The 14,923-nt window shown below is 68.5% G+C and carries 8 protein-coding genes; 4 read left to right on the forward strand and 4 right to left on the reverse strand.

What is annotated here, in order from left to right:
- Positions 1-103: 103 nt before the first annotated feature.
- Positions 104-1,711, forward strand: coding sequence for a hypothetical protein (locus tag KOR34_RS20545; protein WP_146567739.1), 1,608 nt, complete (start codon positions 104-106; stop codon positions 1,709-1,711).
- On the opposite strand, the gene uvrA is transcribed toward KOR34_RS20545, so the two are convergent.
- Complete coding sequence (uvrA, locus tag KOR34_RS20550) at positions 1,708-8,757, reverse strand: excinuclease ABC subunit UvrA (protein ID WP_146567741.1); 7,050 nt, start codon at positions 8,755-8,757, stop codon at positions 1,708-1,710. The two genes, KOR34_RS20545 and uvrA, sit on opposite strands and share 4 nt — an antisense overlap.
- 98 nt (positions 8,758-8,855) lie before the next feature.
- On the opposite strand from uvrA, the gene KOR34_RS20555 reads away from it, so the two are divergent.
- Together KOR34_RS20555 and KOR34_RS20560 are read left to right on the forward strand one after the other, a co-directional pair.
- Entirely contained in the window at positions 8,856-9,563 is a 708-nt protein-coding gene (locus KOR34_RS20555; RefSeq protein ID WP_146567743.1) for a GDSL-type esterase/lipase family protein, read from the forward strand.
- A gap of 310 nt (positions 9,564-9,873) precedes the next feature.
- Positions 9,874-10,533: a PEP-CTERM sorting domain-containing protein gene (locus KOR34_RS20560; RefSeq protein WP_146567744.1), complete on the forward strand. Its 660-nt coding sequence runs from the start codon at positions 9,874-9,876 to the stop codon at positions 10,531-10,533.
- A 114-nt stretch (positions 10,534-10,647) separates the two neighbouring features.
- Here KOR34_RS20560 and KOR34_RS20565 read toward each other — a convergent pair whose 3' ends face one another.
- Positions 10,648-11,085 carry a hypothetical protein gene (locus KOR34_RS20565; protein ID WP_146567746.1) on the reverse strand — a complete coding sequence of 146 codons (438 nt, stop codon included), beginning with the start codon at positions 11,083-11,085 and terminating at the stop codon, positions 10,648-10,650.
- The gene (locus KOR34_RS20570; RefSeq protein ID WP_449301099.1) at positions 11,075-12,094 is read right to left on the reverse strand and encodes a DUF1559 family PulG-like putative transporter; all 1,020 of its coding nucleotides are present in this window, start codon (positions 12,092-12,094) and stop codon (positions 11,075-11,077) included. Before KOR34_RS20570 ends, KOR34_RS20565 begins: the two co-directional genes overlap by 11 nt.
- Positions 12,095-12,423: 329 nt before the next feature.
- Between KOR34_RS20570 and KOR34_RS20575 the strand changes: the two genes are divergently transcribed.
- Entirely contained in the window at positions 12,424-13,746 is a 1,323-nt protein-coding gene (locus KOR34_RS20575) for a hypothetical protein (RefSeq protein WP_146567750.1), read from the forward strand.
- 29 nt (positions 13,747-13,775) lie between these two features.
- Here KOR34_RS20575 and KOR34_RS20580 read toward each other — a convergent pair whose 3' ends face one another.
- Positions 13,776-14,774, reverse strand: coding sequence for a serine/threonine protein kinase (locus KOR34_RS20580; RefSeq protein WP_146567752.1), 999 nt, complete (start codon positions 14,772-14,774; stop codon positions 13,776-13,778).
- Between the last annotated feature and the right edge of the window lie 149 nt (positions 14,775-14,923).

Below are 14,923 nucleotides of genomic sequence, written 5' to 3' on the forward strand. Positions count from 1 at the left end.
GCCGCCGTGTCGGGCCGCGGGCAGATTCGGTGATATGCAATCTGCACGCTGGCGCAGGTAGCGCCGGGCGCCCTTTCTTTTCTCAGGCTAGGGGAGTGGAAGCATGGTACGTACGCTCATCGTCCCGGTTGGCGTCGCGGTTCTCTCGCTAGGCATCGTGTCGGGTCGCGCAGGCGCGTGGGCCGAGTTCGATGCGATGATGGAGATCGGCACGCAGGTGGAAACGGACGTTATCCACAACACGTTCGGCTTTTCCCGCAGCTTCCCCCACCCCAACGCCGCGCCCGGGTCGCAGCCGAAGGTCGGCACGGGAGAAAATATCGGCAATACACGGATCGGCGTGCACGAGGCCAAGGCCACGCCCCACTACAAAGCGATGTCGCTGCGGGCGCAGGGCAGGGCGGATGCACTCCCAGGCGACAAGGCCGAGCTCGAGATCTGGGCCGAGGGCAAGCAACGCGTCCGGTTGGGCAACTACTCGGGCCGCGGACCCGGGTTCCCCCTGTCCCACAAGGTCACGGTCGACCTGAGCACCCAATTCGCGGGCTTCCTGCAGGCGTTCGCGTGGGGCAACCCGGAGGAATTGGACGCCGCCGCCGCCAGGTTCTCGTACCTTGTGATGAACGAGACCACCGGCGAGGTGCTCCTGGAGGGGGCGATGCCGCTCGTCTCCGGCGAGGGGGACCTGCGTCAGACGTCGTTCGGGGGAGTCGAACCACTGACGGTCGTGCTGCCGGGCAACTCGTTCCACAACATCGACACCTACGGGTACGTCTACAGCTCGGGATTGTCGCTCGCGAACCAGCCGCCGCTTCCGCCCGAGAAGGCCGCCGCAGAAGTGGAGCCGTTCAAGGCCAGGGCGTTGCGACAGTTTCCGAACCCAGCGATGGGCGACCTGCTGTTCGATCCGCTCATGGGCGACGCCGCCGTTCACGGCGCCGCGCGGCTGGACAGCGTGGCGGGCGTCAAGGAGGACGACCCCTACGCGACCGGCGGCTTGGACACGTTGTTTATCGACGAAACCATCATCCTGCCCAACCGGCCGATCGACATCGAAATCAGCGTCGAGACCCCGATCGAGGGCTCGTCGGTGATCGCAATCAACAGCGCGTTCCGGTTTGGCCAGGGCATGCACGCCGACGCGTTCGGGCTCATGCTGGGGACCGGCCTCGGGGATGGGTTCTCGCTGTCGGACGACCGCGCGTCGCTCGCGTTCCTCGGCCTGGACAGCGTGCTGCCGCCGACGCTCAATGACGCGGCGGCGGGCGTCGACGATCCCTCTGCTCCGTTGGTCTTGGAGGGCCTGCTTGGTGGGGTTCTGGACGCGGACACGGGCAGGTGGAGCATCGGCGCGGTGGTGTCCGATGCGGCAGATGGGGTGATCGACGGGATGGCCCGCTTCACGCTCAGGCAGCACGTGACCGGCGTCGCGGGCGACTACGACCTTGACGGCATCGTCACCGCCGCCGACTACGAGCGCTGGCGGCTGCTGTACGGCTCGGCCGAGCCCCCGCACGCCGACGGCGACCGAAACGGCCGGGTCGATGCGGCCGACTACACGGTGTGGCGGGACAGCCTCGCCGACGCGGCCCCTGTGCTGCAGGCGGCCCGCGTGCCCGAGCCGGGCGCGGCCGGCTTGATAGGGGGCGTGCTGACGCTGCTGTGGTTCCGCCGCCCTCGGTTGTCGCGAGACCGTCGCGCCGCCAACTAGGCCCGCTGGCACGCCTCGAGGTGCTCCCGCAAGAAGCCCTCGAGGTCGCCGCGCTGCAGGTCGTCGGGCTCGACGAAGCGGAGGCGGACCGTGTCGCGTTCGTCGTGGTCGGTGGTCAGCTCCTGCTCGACGCCCAGGTCCGTGACCCGGCCCAGCTGGAACGCGCCCTTGGGGCCGTTGAGCGCCAGCTCGACGTTGGCCAGCCGCTTGGTAACTACGGTCGCCCAGGGGTCTGGCTTGCCGTTGGCCATGCGGTGCACCAGCACCTTGTTGTTCCACAGGAACTGGCCCTTGGGCGTGGCCTCCTCCAGCATCTCGAACACCTCCTCGAGCAGCTCGGTAGACCACTTCGGCTTCTTGCCCGGCGGGAAGCCCTTGCGCGCGAGGTGCCACTTCTGGCCCATCACCTTCCAGGGCATGATGGCGTCGGGGTCGGCGGAGCTCCGCTCGGTGAACGCCTTGAAGCCCTCGGCCGCCTTCTTCACAAACGCCCAGAAGGCGGGCGTGTCAATCTCCTCTAGGCTGTGGGCGTGCACCTGCACCTCCTGCCAGGGGCCGCGGAGGTTCTTGCACTTCACGCGGGGGCCGGCGCCGTACGCGGGGATCTCCTCCAGCTCGTTGAGCGGCTTGAGGTCGAGGTCCACGGTCAGCTGGTCGCGCTGGAAGGTCTTCTTGGCGGTGCGGAACTTGAGGTTCAGGAGCCAGCGGTTGGAGGTCAGCGCGTGCAGGAACCAGCCGGCGGACTTCTTCTCGCCGGTGATCTCGACCACCGAGCGGTGATTCCAATTGGTGGGCGACCAGTCGATGCCGAGCTCGTCGCCCAGGTCGGTGATGTAGCGTTCCACGCGGTCCAGGATCTGGCCGTCCCACATGACGGCGTCGCCGGACTGCGACACGCGGTTCTCGCAGTGCCAGGCGCGGCCGTCCTCCTCCCACGGCATCGCGACATCCTTGCCCACGTCGTCCAGGTCGAGGTCGCCGGCCTGCTGCTTGTCAAACGCCGCCTGGTTGAACGCCTTGCGCTTCTTGTAGGGGCCCTCGGCCAGGATCGGCCCGAGCGCCTCGGCCGTGTGCGAGGGGACGCCCTCGGCCTTCTTCGCCGCGCCCTGCTCGACCACCATCTCCGGCGTGCCGCAGGCCACGATCTGCCCGCCGTGCTTGCCGGCCTCGGGGCCGACGTCGATGATCCAGTCGGCCGTCTTGATGACGTCCAGGTTGTGCTCGATCACCACCACCGTGTTGCCGAGATCGACCAGCCGGTTGAGCACGTCCAGCAGCTTGGCGAGGTCGTCGAAGTGCAGGCCGGTGGTGGGCTCGTCCAGCAGGTAGAGCGTCTGGCCGGTGTCGGGGCGGGCGAGCTCGGCGGCCAGCTTGACGCGTTGGGCCTCGCCGCCAGACAGCGTGGGGGCGCTCTGGCCGAGGGTCACGTAGTCCAGGCCCACGTCGCAGAGGGTCTGCAGCACGCGGCGGACCTTGGGGATGTTGTCGAACAGCTTCAGCGCCTCGCCGCAGGACATCTCGAGCACGTCGGCGATGCTGCGGCCGCGGTACTTCACGGCCAGCGTGTCGGGGTTGTAGCGGTGGCCGTGGCAGGTCTCGCACTTGACCCACACGTCGGGCAGGAAGTGCATCTCGACGCAGACCTCGCCGGCGCCCTCGCACGCGTCGCAGCGGCCGCCGGCCACGTTGAAGCTGAACTGCCGCGCCGAGTAGCCCCGCAGCTTGGCGTCGGGCAGCTGCGCGAACAGCTGGCGGATCAGGTCGAACGCGCCGGTGTAGGTGGCCGGGTTGGACGACGGCGAGTTGCCCAGCGGCGTCTGGTCGACGCGGATCACCTTGTTGATGTTCTGCACGCCGCGGATGTCGTCGTGCGCGCCGGCCACCGTGCCCGCCCGGTGCAGCGTGCGGGCGAGCTGGTTGTACAGGATCTCGTTGATCAGCGAGCTCTTGCCCGACCCCGACACGCCGGTCACCGCCACGAACGCGCCCAGCGGGATCTGGGCGTCGACGTGCTTCAGGTTGTTGTGCCGGGCGCCCACGATCTCGAGGAAGGGGGAGGGCGGAAGGGGCAGGGCGGATTCCGCCCGCTTCGCCTTCTGCTTGCCCTTGGCGCCCTTGGCTTCCGCCTTCGGGTCGATCCGTCGGTTCGACGGGATGGGGATGCTCTTCTTGCCGCTGAGGTAGGGGCCCGTGACGCTCTTACGCTTCTTGGCCACCGCCTGCGGCGCGCCCTGCGCGACGATCTCGCCGCCGAACCGCCCCGCCGCGGGGCCGAAGTCGACGATGCCGTCGGCGCTCTCGACCACCTCTTTGTCGTGCTCGACGATCAGCAGCGTGTTGCCGAGGTCACGGAGCTTGTGCAGCGCGCCGATCAGGCGGGTGTTGTCGCGGGGGTGCAGGCCGATGGTCGGCTCGTCCAGCACGTACAGCACGCCAACCAGCCCGCTGCCGACCTGGCTCGCCAGGCGGATCCGCTGCGACTCGCCGCCGGAGAGCGTGGGCGCCGCGCGGCCTACGGTGAGGTATTCGAGCCCGACCTCCACCAGGAACGTCAGCCGGTTCTCGATCTCGCGGACCAGCTCGCCTGCGATCTTCGTCTCCCGCGCGTCGAGTTTCCAGGAGCGGACCTCCTCGATCAGCTCGCCCAGCGGCGTGCGGCAGACCTGCTCGATGGTCTGGTCGCGGAACCGCGCGGCGGACGCGTCGTCGCGCAGGCGGCTGCCGCCGCACTCGCTGCACTCGATCTCGGCCACCAGGTGCTCGAGCTGCGTGCGCAGGCGTGACGAGAGCCGCGAGGCCTCCTCCAGCGCCGGGTAGAGCCCCTTGAACTGGAATGAGAGCCCAGCGAAGCCACCGCTTTCGCCTTTCGCCTTTCCGCTTTCGATTGTGATCCACTCCTCGCCGGTCCCGTACAGCACCACGCGCCGCTGCTTGGCGCTGAGCCGCTCGTAGGGCGTGTCGAGGGGCACGCCCGTGTGGTGGCTCAGGGCGCGGAGCATGGCGACCGACAGCTCGTTGCTGACGTCGGGCCAGACGAGCAGCGCGCCGCGTTCGAGGGTCAGCTCCGGGTCGCGGAGCAGAGCGGCCGGGTCGGCGCCGGTCTGCGTGCCGAGGCCCTCGCACGACGGGCACCAGCCCAGCGTGCTGTTGAACGAGAAGTTGTGCGGGGTGAGCGGGTCGAAGCTGCGGCCGCAGCCCTCGCACGCCAGGTGCTGGCTGTGCGTCTTGGTCTGCCAGCGCGGCTCCGGCTGGTTGTCGTCAGGGTACACCGCCTGCAGCACGCCGTGGCCAAGGCTGAGCGCGCTCTCCACGGCTTCGGCGATGCGGGCGCGGGACTTCTGCTGGATGCTCAGTCGGTCGACCACGACCGACACGTCGTGGTGCTTGCGGCGGTCGATCTTGGGCGCCTCGTCCAGCAGGTGGATGCGGCCGTCGACGCGGACCCGCAGGTAGCCCTCCTCCTGCAGCTTCTTCCACAGGTCGGGGTAGGACTCGCCCACGCCCACCTCGACCGGCGCGGTCAGGAACAGCTTGGTTCCCTCGGGGTCGGTGAGCAGCTTGTCGACAATCTGGTCGGACGTCTGCGTGCCGACCGGCAGGTCGCACTCGGGGCAGTGGAGCTGGCCGAGCCGCGCGTACAGCACGCGCAGGTAGTCGTAGATCTCCGTGACCGTGCCGACCGTGGACCGCGGCGTGTGGCCGGTGCTGCGCTGCTCGATGGCGATCGCCGGCGACAGGCCCTCGATGTGCTCCAGCGCCGGCTTCTGCATCTGGCCGACAAACTGCCGCGCGTAGCTCGACAGGCTCTCCACGTAGCGCCGCTGGCCCTCGGCGTAGATGGTGTCCATCGCCAGGCTGCTCTTGCCGCTGCCCGACGGCCCGCAGAACACGGTCATCTCTTCGCGGGGGATCTTCAGATCCACGCCGCGGAGGTTGTGCTGCCGCGCGCCGCGGACCTCGATGTGCTTGGCCTGCTTGACCGGCTTGCGGCGCTCCTTCTTGGCGTGCCCGTTGGGTGAGCCCTCCAGCAGCGGCGCGAGCGCCTGGGCGGTGGGCGACTTGGACTTGGTCCGGCCGGTCACGATGTGTTCGGGCGTGCCGGCCGCGACGATGCGGCCGCCGCCGGCGCCGCCGTCCGGGCCGATGTCGATGACCCAGTCGGCCGTCTTGATGACGTCCAGGTTGTGCTCGATCACCACCACCGTGTTGCCCAGCTCCACGAAGTTGTGCAGCACCTTGAGCAGCATCTCGATGTCGGCGAAGTGCAGGCCGGTGGTCGGCTCGTCCAGCATGTAGAGCGTCTTGCCGGTCGACTTCTTGACCAGCTCGCGGGCGAGCTTGATGCGTTGGGCCTCGCCGCCGGAGAGCGTCGGCGAGGGCTGGCCGACCTTCAGGTAGTCGAGCCCCACGTCGTGCAGGGTGCGCAGCTTGTGGTTGATCTGCGGGATGGCGTCGAAGTGCGCGAGCGCCTGCTGAAGGTCCATCTCCAGCACGTCGGCGATGCTGGCGCCCTTGTACTCGACCTGCAGCGTCTCGCGGTTGAAGCGGTGGCCGTTGCACACGGGGCAGGTGACCCACACGTCCGCTAGGAAGTCCATCTCCAGCTTGTTGCTGCCGTTGCCCTCGCACGCCTGGCAGCGTCCCGCCGCCACGTTGAAGCTGAACCGGCCGGGCTTGTAGCCGCGGCGTTTCGACTCGGGCAGCTGCGCAAACAGGTTGCGGATGTCGTCGAACACCTTGATGTAGGTGCCCGGGTTGGACCGCGGCGTGCGGCCGATGGGGGTCTGGTCGATGGAGATCACCTTGTCCAGGTGCTCCAGCCCCTCGATCCGGTCGTGGTCGCCCGGCTCGCCCTTGCCGTTCATCAGGTCGCGGCGGAGGGCCTCCATCAGGATGTCGTTGACCAGCGAGCTCTTTCCCGACCCCGAAGCGCCGGTGATGCAGACAAACGCGCCGAGCGGGATCTCGACGTCGATGTTCTTCAGGTTGTTGTGCCGGGCGCCGATGACGCGGAGCTGCTTGACCTCGGTTTGCGGATCGGAGGATGCTGGCGGCTGGGATTCAGCCTCCTGCGAATCCGCGATCCGTAAGCCGCCATCGGAAATCCGCCGCTGCTTCGGCACCTCGATCTTGCGCCGCCCGCCGAGGAACGCGCCGGTCTGGCTCTCCTTGACCTTCGACACCTGGTCGGCGTCGCCGACGGCGACCACCTCGCCGCCGCGCACGCCGGGGCCGGGGCCGAAGTCGATCAGCAGGTCCGCCGCCCGCATGGTGTCTTCGTCGTGCTCGACCACGACCACCGTGTTGCCCATGTCGCGGAGCTGGCGGAGCGTGCCGAGCAGGCGGTCGTTGTCGCGGGGGTGCAGGCCGATGGAGGGCTCGTCGAGGATGTAGAGCACGCCCACCAGGCCGCAGCCCACCTGGCCGGCCAGCCGGATCCGCTGCGACTCGCCGCCTGAGAGGGTCGGCGCGGTGCGGTCGAGCGACAGGTACTCCAGCCCGACGTTGGTCAGGAAGCCCAGCCGGCCGCGGATCTCCTTGAGCACCTCCTGGGCGATGTACTGCTGCGCGTCGGTCAGGCTGAGCCCGCTGAAGAACTGCTGCGCGTCGCTGATCGGCAGCCGGCAGACCTCCGGCAGGCTGAGCTTCGGCTTGTCGGCGAAGGCGCCGTCGGCGGTTTCGAGCCTGACCGCCCGGGCCTGCGGGTTGAGCCGCTCGCCGTCGCAGTCGGGGCAGTCGATGATCCGCATGTACTTCTCGTACTTGGCGATCTGCGACTTGCTCTGGCTCGAGCCGTACTTCTCCAGCAGCTGGGGGATGACGCCGTCGAACTCGCCGCCGTACTTCTGCGACGACCGCCCGGCCCGCCAGGTGAACGTGATGTGCGTGTCGCCGGTTCCCCACAGCCAGATGTTCTGCTGCTCTTCGGTGAGCTCGCCCCAGGGGGTCTCGAGGAGCGTCCCTTCTTCGAGCTCGAGCAGCCGCTCCATGGTGTCGGCCACGCCCTGGTAGATGTGCCGCTTCCAGCGGCCCAGGTCCTTCCAGGTCCCGACCAGCTCGATGGCGCCCTTGGCGAACGACTTCTCCGGCTCGGCGACCAGCTTCTTCGGGTCGAACGAGTAGAACTCGCCCAGGCCGTCGCAGGTCTCGCACATGCCCTGCGGGCTGTTGAAGCTGAACAGCTGCGGGCTCGGCGGGGCGAAGCTGATGCCGCAGTCGGTGCAGGCGAAGTGCGCGCTGATGGCGATGTCGCCCGGCACGGTCGACGCGGCTGCCTTGCGCTTGCGTTTGGGGGCGGCGGGCTTGGCGTCGCCCGACTCTTCGGGCTGATCGACGGCGATGATCAGGTCGCCCTTGCCGATCTGCAGCGCGGAGTCGACCGCCTCGCCCAGGCGCCCGCGGATCGACGGGCCGGCCACCAGCCGGTCGATCACCACCTCGATGTTGTGCCGCATCTGCCGGTCGAGCGACTGGTTGTCCGACAGCTGCACCACCTGCCCGTCCACCCGCGCGCGGACGAAGCCGCGTTTCAACAGGTCCTCGAACAGGTCGCGGAACTCGCCCTTCTGCCGGCGGGCCACCGGCGCGAGCACGGAGAAGCGGGTCTTCGGCTCCAGCAGCATGATGCGGCCGATGATCTCTTCCCGCGTCTGGGCGGCGATCGCGTTGCCGCACGACGGGCAGTGCCCCGTGCCGACACGCGCGTACAGCACGCGCAGGAAGTCGTAGATCTCGGTGATCGTGCCGACCGTCGACCGCGGGTTGTTGCCCGAGGACTTCTGCGAGATCGAGATCGACGGGCTCAGCCCGCTGATGTGGTCGACGTCCGGCTTGGACATCTGGCCCAGGAACTGCCGCGCGAACGTCGACAGGCTCTCGACGTACCGACGCTGGCCCTCGGCGAACAGCGTGTCGAAGGCCAGGGAGCTCTTGCCGCTACCCGAAACGCCGGTCAGGCAGACCAGCTGGTTGCGGGGCAGGCGCACGTCGACCTCCCGGAGGTTGTGCTCCCGGGCGCCGCGAATGATGATGTCAGAGGCAGGCATTCGTTAGTATCCGGCCCGCGGGCCGGTTTTGTGGTCGCAGCGGGCGGCGCGCCAGCCGTGGCGGGCCGAACCGCGTATTGTAGGACACTTGTACAGCAGTGAGAAGCTTCACAATCCAACGCGCCGCCCTCTTGCTGCTAGCCACCACCGCCTGGATGCCTGCGCTGCTGGCGCAGGCCCAGACCCAGCCGCAGTCCGACGCGAAGGCCGACCGCTGGGCGGAGGCCATGGAGAAGTTTGCCCGGCAAGACGAGCGGCGCCCCTATCCGCAGGGCGGCATCGTGCTCACGGGCAGCAGCAGCGCCCGGCTGTGGGAGGTCGAGAAGGCGTTCCCCGACTTGGACCCGCCGATCCTCAACCGTGGCTTTGGCGGCTCGCAGTACAGCGACATCGTGCGGCACGCCGAGCTCTTGGTCCTCAAGCACCGCCCGCGGCTGGTGATCCTGTATTCCGGGGACAACGACATCGCCGGCGGCAAGTCGACCGACCAGATCATGGGCGACTTCACCACCGTGACCGAGCGGCTGCTGTCCGAGCTGCCCGAGGCGACCATCGCCGTGATCCCGGCCAAGCCGAGCCCGTCGCGGTGGAAGAAGGTCGACCAGTACCACGCGCTGAACGCCCGGATCAAGGCGGCCTGCGGCGACGAGCCGCGGATGCGTTACGTCGACGTCTGGCCCGCGATGCTGGGCCCCGATGGGAAGCCCCGCCCGGAGTTGTTCCGCGACGACCGCCTGCACATGACCGCAGACGGCTACGCCATCTGGAACGACGCCGTGCGCGAGCTGGTGACGCCCAAGCGATAACCGCGCCGTCGGGCGCGTGTCCCGGGGCCACAGCAGCGTGATGCCCCGGTTAATTCTTCATGAAGGCGGGCGCCCTGCGCCCCGCGGTTTCAGCTCGGACTCAATCCGTTGCTCCGCGGCCAAGCCGTAGCGGGTTGGGGTGGTGGTGCGCCTCGTCAGCGCCGGTTTCTCACGGTTTCTCACGGTTTCTTCACGCGGCCTTCAAAGTCGAACGCTACTTTCTGCGTTCCGACCTATGCCGCCGGCGCCCCGGCGGCCGCGAATCCACCCAGGCGACTCTCGCCCCCCACGACTTTGAGGAGACCGACTCATGAAGGCGACCCAGTCCTGCTTGTGCGCCGCGCTCGCGCTCGCAGCCGCGACCGCTAACGCCCAGTTCAACCTGCAGATCACCGAGATCTGGCCCGGCAACGAGCCCGGCTCCAACCTCCACGAAGACTGGTTCGAGGTGACCAACAAGGGCGACGTGGCCTGGACCACCGCCGACGGCGAGCTCTACTTCGACGACGTCTCGATGGACGTTGTGGACGCGGTTCCGCTAACCGGCGTCACCAGCATCGCCCCGGGCGAGTCGGTGATCTTCTACAACGACCCGGCGTCTTCGGCCGAATTCGAGTCGGTGTGGGCCAACGTGATCCTGCCGCAGATCGGCCTGTACGACGGCTCGGGCCTCGGCCAGGGCGGCGACGGCGTGACGCTCTTCCTGTCGATGGGCGCCCCCGCCGGGATCGGCGACATCATCGACTTCGAGCAGTACCCGGATGCCAACGCGACCGGCGGGCAGTCCTACAACGTGGATCTCGCCGCGTTTAGCACCGTCGGCGACGCCGCCGGTTCGCTGGAGTCGGCCCTCGCGAACGACGCGTCGCAGTACGCGGTCGCCTCAGTTGGCCCCGCGGTGCCCGAGCCCACGGCCGTGCTGCTCTCGGCCCTGGCCGCCTGTGGCGTGCTGGCCACGCGGCGCCGCTAGAGGCGCAGCCACGCGACTGCTACTGACCAAAGAAGAAGGCCGCCCGGGATCATTCCGGGCGGCCTTTTCTCGTTGGTTGTCGGTGCGCTCAAAGTGGCCGGAAGGATCGGCCGCTCAGTCGATCCGCATGCCGTACTTCTTGATCATTTCGGACGTAAGCTCAACCGTGAAATCGTTCGCCTTGCCCGGTTCGACGCGCACGCGACTCGGGAGCGAGACCCGGTTCGCGGCGAATCGGCGGCCGGCGTCCGACTTCGGCTCGGTGTTGATTACCGTGACCGTGTGCTCTGCGACAACGGCGCCGTCCTGGTTGCCGTAGGTGCTGATGACAAACCGGCCGTCCGACTGCAGGTCGCCAAAGCCGGGCTTGCCGGCCTTGATGCCGCCGTCGGCGGCGGCCGGGGCGAACATGACCTTGCCCTGGGGGAACGGCTCGCCGTTCAGCAGCACCGTCCCGGTAACGGGCGCGACGTCGTAGTCGGACGAGCCGCAACCCGCCGTGGCGGCCAGCGCCACAGCGGCCAGGGTGCACGCGATTGCTCTACAGATCACTAAACACTTCTCCATCCATCCGGTCGCCTAGGAGCCAGAAGATCCGCAGGTCGGTGTCCTCGGTCAGGAAGTGCACCGAGCCGTCGACGAACCCGAAGAAGGCGCCGCCCTGGTGCCAGCTGAACGCGCAGTCGTCCGTGGCGCTGCCGCCGGGCAGCCGCGCGCGGTCGGAGTCGGTCATCGGGAAGCTGCGGACGCCGCCCGCGTTGCAGTTGATCGCTTCGAGCGTCTTGAACAGCACGGCGCCGTCCTCGATGTCCGTGCCGAGCCAGATCGGGAAGCTCTTGCGGTCGGGGAAGTAGGCCGCCTCGCCGATGGCGATGGTCTTGCTGGTGCCGTCCAGCACATTGGCGATCTTCACGCGGCGGAAGGGGGTCTTCTCGATCGACTCGGGCACGCCGTCGCCGTTGTAGTCGGCGGTGCAGCCGCCGGAGCTGAGCGCCTCTTCCGTGCGGAGGAACATGCCGCGGTCGCAGAATCCGCGCGAGCCCTTGTAGTGCGAGGTCCCCAGCCCGGCCGTGGTGAGCGCGCTCGATCCGCTGCCGAAGTACGACCCCTCGGGCTTCCGCTCGGGCAGGTCGACCGACGGGCAGAGGAACACCGGCACGATGGCGTCGCCGCCGCGGATCGGCTGCTGGACGCCGGCCAGCAGCGCCTTGACGAAGAAGAACGGCTGCCAGGGGTTGCCGTCCAGATCCGGGATGCCGTTGTTGACCAGCTGGTCGTGCGCGGCCTGCTCTTCGAGCTGCGGCAGGATCTTCGACGCCCAGCCGAGTCCGTCTTCCGGCGTGTAGAGGTTGGAGTTGCCGGCGGCCGCCAAGTCGGCCGGGCTGGCGGTGTACGCGCCCTTAGGGAAGGCGCCTTCGACGTCGTGTGCATTGAGCAGCGCGAGGGTCACCTGCTTGAGGTTGGCGGCGCACGCGGTCCGCCGCGCAGCCTCGCGGGCCGACTGCACGGCCGGCAGCAGCAACGCGATCAGCACGCCGATGATGGCGATCACCACCAGCAGCTCGACAAGAGTGAAGCCATTGTGAAGATTCCGCCCTGGCTGGGCGCAGGTCCGGGCGTGCCGGACCGGGGTAGGGGCGTTCGATTGACGGCGCACGGAGGGGATTCCTGGAGGGCGGGTGCGCTAGCGTAGGGACGGTCGCGGTGCGCGATCCGTGGTGAACCTAAAGATATAAGGATCGCGCTTTAAGCGTGCAATCGATGTTGGGGCGCCTTAACGGCTTCTTCACGGAGTCTCCGCACGGTTTTCACAATAGGTTGTCACGCTGTCGCGTCTCCCGCGAATCCCTCCCGCTGCCTCCTACACCGCGATCCCCACCCGGAGCCTGTATGCCCCCTCGCGCCCTGCACCTGGCGGCCCTGCTGACCGCCGTCCTGGTTACGCCGATGCTGCGTGCGGAACTGTACATCAACGAGATCTTCTTCGATCCGGGCGGCGACGGCGTTGAGCAGCGGGACGAGTTCATCGAGCTCCGCGGCGCCCCCGGCATGCCGCTCGACGATCACTACCTGATCTTCGTCGAGAACGAAGACAACGGCGACAACACCGGGCCGGCCGGCCTGGTCGAGAACATCTTCACGCTCGACGGCTACTCGCTGGGTTCCAACGGCTTTCTGGTGTTCCGCCAAGCCGGCAACCTGCTCGGCGGCGCCGGCGACTCGGGGCCGAGCCGCTACTCGGTGGTCCCCGGCGCGACCGACCTCGTCAACACGGGCGCGGGACCCGGGTACGGGTCGGGCGCCACCAGCACCATCGGCGCGGAGGACGAGGGCGGTGAGGGCAGCCTGGAGAACGGCGGTTTCACCGCCATGCTCATCCGCAAGAACACCGGGCCCGTTCCAACAATCGGCCTGGACCTCGACGAGGGCAACGACGGCCTCGACAACCCCAACGGCCAGGAGGGCTGGGAGATCCTCGACGCGATCGGGTACTTCGAGCCGCTTGAGACCGTCTACGGCCGCTCGTACGCACCGATCAACTTTGGCCGCGAGGAGCCGGGCGAGCTCGTGTTCTTCGACGGCGGCATCAAGGAGATCCAGCCCAACATCGAGCCCGACGCGGTGTACGTCGGCGTCGGCTACGAGATCGAGTACCTGGGCCGCTGGGGGAACTCGACCGGGCAGACCAACGACGATTGGCACATCTCGAACCTGACCGACAACCCGGGCTCGGGCAGGCTGACCGCGGGGCAGCTCCCCGACGGCGCGCCGGTGGACTACCGGCAGTCGTACACCGGCGACCACGGCTTGCTGGCCAGCGGCAGCACGGACACCCCGCCAACGCAGCCGGGCGAATCGCAGGGCAGCCTCGAATCGAACAAGGACGTGCCCTACGGCACGCGGCTGCTGACGAACATCGGCGGGCCGAACTACCTGACCGGCGACTACAACGGCGACGGCTACGTCAACGCGGCCGACTACACCATCTGGCGCGACTCGCTAGGGGCCGTGGGCGACGAGTTCGCCCACCCGGCGGCCGACGCCAACCACAACTTCATGGTCGACGGCGCCGACTACGAGATTTGGCGCGCCGCCTACGGCGCCCCCGAAGCTCCGCCGGCAGCGGCCGCGGTTGCGGGCGTGCCCGAGCCGGCGTCGGCGCTCTTAGTGATCGCGGCTCTGCCGCTGGCCGCCATCCGCCGCCGCGTGTGAAGGGCCGCCGCCGCGTCTGACCGAGGGCGCTAGCGCTGCATCGCGGCGGCCGCCAAACCGGCGGCGACCAGGCCCAGCAGCACCCACATCACCCACGTGCGGGGCGCGGGTTCGGCCTCGGTGTCGCCCATTGGCTGGTCCTTGGTCAGCTCGCGGGCCTTCTCCTCGCCGAACTCGTCCAGCAGGTGCTGCAGCAGCACGCCCTGCACCGCGCGGGCGCTGTGGGGGCGGTCGGCGGGGTTCTTGGCGAGCAGCTTCTGGATGAGGTCGTCCAGCCACTCGGGGCATTTGACGGTTCCGCCCATAGACGACTTGGCGCCGTTGGCGTGGGGCGGGTTCTTGTTGAGGTGCTGGTCCCAGATCTGCGCGAAGTTAGCGCCGACGTACGGCGCCGACCCGGTGAGCATCTCGTACAGCACGCAGCCCAGCGAGTACAGGTCCGCCTTGCCGGAAATCTTGTTGTCGGCGGTGATCTGCTCCGGCGACATGTACGCGTAGGTGCCGACCGTGATGCCCTGCTCGGTGATGTCGGCGTCGTAGGTGTCGCGGGCGATGCCGAAGTCGCCCAGCACGAGGTCGCCGTCCTCGTCGAAGAACAGGTTGCTGGGCTTCAGGTCGCGGTGGATGATGCCGTGGTTGTGCGCGTGCTGCAGCGCCGAGGCGATCTGCACCGCGTAGGCGGCCGCCTGCGGCCAGGGGATCGGCCCGTGCTTGGAGATGCGGTCCTTCAGCGAGCCGTGCTCCAGCAGCTGCATCGCGTAGAAGAACTGGCCGTCGATCTGCCCGCCGCCGTAGTGCTTGACGATGTGCGGGTGCTCCATCCGCTCGGTGATCATGATCTCCCGCTCGAAGCGGTCGACGATGTTCGCGTCGTCCGAGACGCTGGGGTGCAGCAGCTTCACCGCGACCGGGTGGTCGATGTCGGGGCTCGTGGCGCGGTACACCACGCCCACCGTGCCCGCGCCGAGCTTTTCGCCGAGGTTGAACGTCGCCTTGGTTGGCAGGAAGCGGAGGTGGCGGCTAGCCATTCAGCGGTCACGTTGGAGGAAGAGGAGCGAGCAGGGACCCCGGGGCCCTGACCTTTAATCTTCGCTGACGGGCCGGATCTATGCAACTCGGGCCCGCCGCGTCGCGCCCCGGCCCTTCCGCCGGGGACGCCGGATCGGCTAGGATTCCG

This window comes from Posidoniimonas corsicana (assembly GCF_007859765.1).
Lineage (GTDB): Bacteria > Planctomycetota > Planctomycetia > Pirellulales > Lacipirellulaceae > Posidoniimonas > Posidoniimonas corsicana.